The organism is Undibacterium sp. FW305-107, assembly GCF_058788535.1.
In genome coordinates this window covers 1-5,585 of the sequence record NZ_JBYTAV010000024.1, presented here as the reverse complement: position 1 = coordinate 5,585, position 5,585 = coordinate 1, and the positions used below count along the sequence as shown (strand labels likewise).

Genomic DNA, 5,585 nt, shown 5'->3' with positions numbered 1-5,585 from the left:
AAGTGCTTCATAATCTCGTTTCTCTGCTGCTGACGCACACAACGCTGCGACGCAAGACTGGATGAATAAGTAGTCCGGTGAGGCAGAAAAGATTTCAGTTCTTTAACAATTAACAGTCAATAAATGTGGGCACTTGGTGAAGCGCACCAATTAACTTAGGTTGGTTGGAAATGCTTAAATAATATAGCAAGTGTTCACAAGAAATAACAAAGCAAGACGATCTTCTAGCAATAGGAGATTGAACTGTCAGTATTTTGAGTGAGCGATGTGTCAGTCACATGACACAGTTCAGAAATGAACACAAAACAGAGATTAAACTGAAGAGTTTGATCCTGGCTCAGATTGAACGCTGGCGGCATGCCTTACACATGCAAGTCGAACGGCAGCGCGGGGCAACCTGGCGGCGAGTGGCGAACGGGTGAGTAATATATCGGAACATACCCTAGAGTGGGGGATAACGTAGCGAAAGTTACGCTAATACCGCATACGATCTGAGGATGAAAGCGGGGGATCGCAAGACCTCGTGCTCATGGAGTGGCCGATATCTGATTAGCTAGTTGGTAGGGTAAAAGCCTACCAAGGCGACGATCAGTAGCTGGTTTGAGAGAACGACCAGCCACACTGGAACTGAGACACGGTCCAGACTCCTACGGGAGGCAGCAGTGGGGAATTTTGGACAATGGGGGCAACCCTGATCCAGCAATGCCGCGTGAGTGAAGAAGGCCTTCGGGTTGTAAAGCTCTTTTGTCAGGGAAGAAACGGTGAGTTCTAATACAACTTGCTAATGACGGTACCTGAAGAATAAGCACCGGCTAACTACGTGCCAGCAGCCGCGGTAATACGTAGGGTGCAAGCGTTAATCGGAATTACTGGGCGTAAAGCGTGCGCAGGCGGTTTTATAAGTCTGATGTGAAATCCCCGGGCTCAACCTGGGAACTGCATTGGAGACTGTAAGGCTAGAGTGTGTCAGAGGGGGGTAGAATTCCACGTGTAGCAGTGAAATGCGTAGATATGTGGAGGAATACCGATGGCGAAGGCAGCCCCCTGGGATAACACTGACGCTCATGCACGAAAGCGTGGGGAGCAAACAGGATTAGATACCCTGGTAGTCCACGCCCTAAACGATGTCTACTAGTTGTCGGGTCTTAATTGACTTGGTAACGCAGCTAACGCGTGAAGTAGACCGCCTGGGGAGTACGGTCGCAAGATTAAAACTCAAAGGAATTGACGGGGACCCGCACAAGCGGTGGATGATGTGGATTAATTCGATGCAACGCGAAAAACCTTACCTACCCTTGACATGGAAGGAATCCCGAAGAGATTTGGGAGTGCTCGAAAGAGAACCTTTACACAGGTGCTGCATGGCTGTCGTCAGCTCGTGTCGTGAGATGTTGGGTTAAGTCCCGCAACGAGCGCAACCCTTGTCATTAGTTGCTACGAAAGGGCACTCTAATGAGACTGCCGGTGACAAACCGGAGGAAGGTGGGGATGACGTCAAGTCCTCATGGCCCTTATGGGTAGGGCTTCACACGTCATACAATGGTACATACAGAGGGCCGCCAACCCGCGAGGGGGAGCTAATCCCAGAAAGTGTATCGTAGTCCGGATTGTAGTCTGCAACTCGACTACATGAAGTTGGAATCGCTAGTAATCGCGGATCAGCATGTCGCGGTGAATACGTTCCCGGGTCTTGTACACACCGCCCGTCACACCATGGGAGCGGGTTCTGCCAGAAGTAGTTAGCTTAACCGCAAGGAGGGCGATTACCACGGCAGGGTTCGTGACTGGGGTGAAGTCGTAACAAGGTAGCCGTATCGGAAGGTGCGGCTGGATCACCTCCTTTCTAGAGTAGCGCGTAGTTAAGTGTCCACACTTATTGACTGTTAATGATAATGAACAGAGAACGGTTTGCGTCGGGGTAGCAATGACCGGACAGCGACTGAAGGTTCAGTAGCGGGTCTGTAGCTCAGTTGGTTAGAGCACCGTGTTGATAACGCGGGGGTCGTTGGTTCGAGCCCAACCAGACCCACCAAATCGATCAAACGAAAGTACAAACCTACTTTCGTTTGGGATAGATGGCTAAAAATGACTGGCGAAGCCAGATAATTTTTAGAAGTAAAAGCGACGCAAAAGCGGCGGTTTTACAGGTAGTGGATCCTAATGGGGGATTAGCTCAGCTGGGAGAGCACCTGCTTTGCAAGCAGGGGGTCGTCGGTTCGATCCCGTCATCCTCCACCAAGAAATCGCAAACCTAAGTCAGTGCAGCAGTTAGCACCGAGGTTTAGGTTTGTCCTTTCAAAGCGAAAGACATAGTAATAAGTAGTTCTCGTTCTTTAACAATTTAGAAGAAGTAAAGTAGAAATAATCAAAATTATTTCTGTAAAGAGAAGTCAGTAACGACAGTTGCTGATGGAAATTATGGAAGGGTTGTGATTGTATCGAACAAACAATGTATTAAAAGCGAGTTTGAAAAAGCTGTCGAAAGACAAGTTTTAGAAATATCAAATTCCTTGAGATACGGCAAACGCTAAAGTAATACTCATAAGTAGTAAAGAACTATAACCGGTTTTTGGTGATGAACCTTGATCAAGCAATTGATGAAGACACCAGAAGCTAAAGTTATAGGGACAAGTGACTAAGTGCACATGGTGGATGCCTTGGCGATATCAGGCGATGAAGGACGTAGTAGCTTGCGATAAGCTGCGGGGAGTGAGCAAACACACATTGATCCGCAGATTTCCGAATGGGGAAACCCGGCCGTAAGGTCATTGCATACTGAATACATAGGTATGCAAAGCGAACGTGGCGAACTGAAACATCTAAGTAGCTACAGGAAAAGAAATCAACCGAGATTCCCAAAGTAGTGGCGAGCGAAATGGGAAGAGCCTGCAAGATTTAGCATCTTTAATAGTAGAACGGATTGGAAACTCCGGCCATAGAGGGTGATAGCCCCTTATACGAAATTATCGGTGTGGAACTAAGTTTGCGACAAGTAGGGCGGGACACGAGAAATCCTGTCTGAACATGGGGGGACCATCCTCCAAGGCTAAATACTCGATATCGACCGATAGTGAACCAGTACCGTGAGGGAAAGGCGAAAAGAACCCCGGGAGGGGAGTGAAATAGAACCTGAAACCGTGTGCATACAAACAGTAGGAGCGGACTTGTTCCGTGACTGCGTACCTTTTGTATAATGGGTCAGCGACTTACATTCAGTGGCAAGGTTAACCGCATAGGGAAGCCGTAGAGAAATCGAGTCCGAATAGGGCGAATCAGTCGCTGGGTGTAGACCCGAAACCAAGTGATCTACTCATGGCCAGGTTGAAGGTGCGGTAACACGCACTGGAGGACCGAACCCACTAATGTTGAAAAATTAGGGGATGAGCTGTGGGTAGGGGTGAAAGGCTAAACAAACTTGGAAATAGCTGGTTCTCTCCGAAAACTATTTAGGTAGTGCCTCTTGTATCACCGTCGGGGGTAGAGCACTGTTATGGCTAGGGGGTCATCGCGACTTACCAAACCATTGCAAACTCCGAATACCGACGAGTGCGAGCAAGGGAGACAGACATCGGGTGCTAACGTCCGGTGTCAAGAGGGAAACAACCCAGACCGCCAGCTAAGGTCCCAAAGTATAGCTAAGTGGAAAACGAAGTGGGAAGGCTAAAACAGTCAGGAGGTTGGCTTAGAAGCAGCCACCCTTTAAAGAAAGCGTAATAGCTCACTGATCGAGTCGTCCTGCGCGGAAGATGTAACGGGGCTAAGCTATACACCGAAGCTGCGGATATCCATTTATGGATATGGTAGGAGAGCGTTCTGTAAGCCTGCGAAGGTGTCTTGTAAAGGATGCTGGAGGTATCAGAAGTGCGAATGCTGACATGAGTAGCGATAATGGGGGTGAAAAGCCTCCACGCCGTAAGCCCAAGGTTTCCTGTTCAACGTTCATCGGAGCAGGGTGAGTCGGCCCCTAAGGCGAGGCAGAGATGCGTAGCTGATGGGAAGCAGGTTAATATTCCTGCACCGTCGTATGATGCGATGGGGGGACGGATCGCGGAAGGTTGTCCGACTGTTGGAATAGTCGGTTTTTAACCTGGAGAAGGCTGTTAGGCAAATCCGGCAGCGTAATTCAAGGGGTTGAGACGAGTGAATTTATTCACGAAGCAATCGGAAGTGGTTCCAAGAAAAGCCTCTAAGCTTCAGTCATACGAGACCGTACCGCAAACCGACACAGGTGGGCGAGATGAGTATTCTAAGGCGCTTGAGAGAACTCGGGAGAAGGAACTCGGCAAATTGGTACCGTAACTTCGGGATAAGGTACGCCCTTGTAGTTTGACTGCCCTGCGGCAGAAGGACGAAGGGGTTGCAATAAACTGGTGGCTGCGACTGTTTAATAAAAACACAGCACTCTGCAAACACGAAAGTGGACGTATAGGGTGTGACGCCTGCCCGGTGCTGGAAGATTAAATGATGGGGTGCAAGCTCTTGATTGAAGTCCCAGTAAACGGCGGCCGTAACTATAACGGTCCTAAGGTAGCGAAATTCCTTGTCGGGTAAGTTCCGACCTGCACGAATGGCGTAACGATGGCCACACTGTCTCCTCCCGAGACTCAGCGAAGTTGAAATGTTTGTGATGATGCAATCTACCCGCGGCTAGACGGAAAGACCCCATGAACCTTTACTGTAGCTTTGCATTGGACTTTGAATCGATCTGTGTAGGATAGGTGGGAGGCTTTGAAGCGTGGACGCCAGTTTGCGTGGAGCCATCCTTGAAATACCACCCTGGTTTATTTGAGGTTCTAACCTTGGCCCGTTATCCGGGTCGGGGACAGTGCATGGTAGGCAGTTTGACTGGGGCGGTCTCCTCCCAAAGTGTAACGGAGGAGTTCGAAGGTACGCTAGGTACGGTCGGACATCGTGCTAATAGTGCAATGGCATAAGCGTGCTTAACTGCGAGACTGACAAGTCGAGCAGGTACGAAAGTAGGACATAGTGATCCGGTGGTTCTGTATGGAAGGGCCATCGCTCAACGGATAAAAGGTACTCTGGGGATAACAGGCTGATTCCTCCCAAGAGTTCATATCGACGGGGGAGTTTGGCACCTCGATGTCGGCTCATCACATCCTGGGGCTGTAGCCGGTCCCAAGGGTATGGCTGTTCGCCATTTAAAGTGGTACGTGAGCTGGGTTTAAAACGTCGTGAGACAGTTTGGTCCCTATCTGCCGTGGGCGTTGGAAGTTTGAAGGGGGCTGCTCCTAGTACGAGAGGACCGGAGTGGACGAACCTCTGGTGTATCGGTTGTCACGCCAGTGGCATTGCCGAGTAGCTATGTTCGGAAGAGATAACCGCTGAAAGCATCTAAGCGGGAAACTCGCCTTAAGATGAGACTTCCCAGAGACTTGATCTCTTTAAAGGGTCGTTCGAGACCAGGACGTTGATAGGCTGGGTGTGGAAGTGCAGTAATGCATTAAGCTAACCAGTACTAATTGCCCGTAAGGCTTGTCCCTATAACCTTAGCAGGTTATAAACTGCGACAAGTATTGTGAAGTGTTTGCGAAAAGGGAGTTCGGAAGAATTCCACTTGTTCGACA

Annotated in this window: 2 tRNA genes and 2 rRNA genes; all 4 read left to right on the top strand. The window is 49.4% G+C overall.

The features are described 5' to 3' along the window. Positions 1-314 precede the first annotated feature (314 nt). The 4 genes from AC3WQT_RS28820 (at position 315) to AC3WQT_RS28805 (ending at position 5,501) form a co-directional block, all read left to right on the top strand. Positions 315-1,843: ribosomal RNA gene (locus tag AC3WQT_RS28820) — 16S ribosomal RNA — on the top strand. A gap of 112 nt (positions 1,844-1,955) precedes the next feature. Then, positions 1,956-2,032: transfer RNA gene (locus tag AC3WQT_RS28815), tRNA-Ile, on the top strand. Positions 2,033-2,162: 130 nt separating this feature from the next. Further along, positions 2,163-2,238, top strand: a tRNA-Ala gene (locus tag AC3WQT_RS28810). Positions 2,239-2,625: 387 nt separating this feature from the next. Next, positions 2,626-5,501: ribosomal RNA gene (locus tag AC3WQT_RS28805) — 23S ribosomal RNA — on the top strand. Together the 16S and 23S rRNA genes with 2 tRNA genes alongside form the textbook arrangement of a ribosomal RNA operon. Positions 5,502-5,585 lie beyond the last annotated feature (84 nt).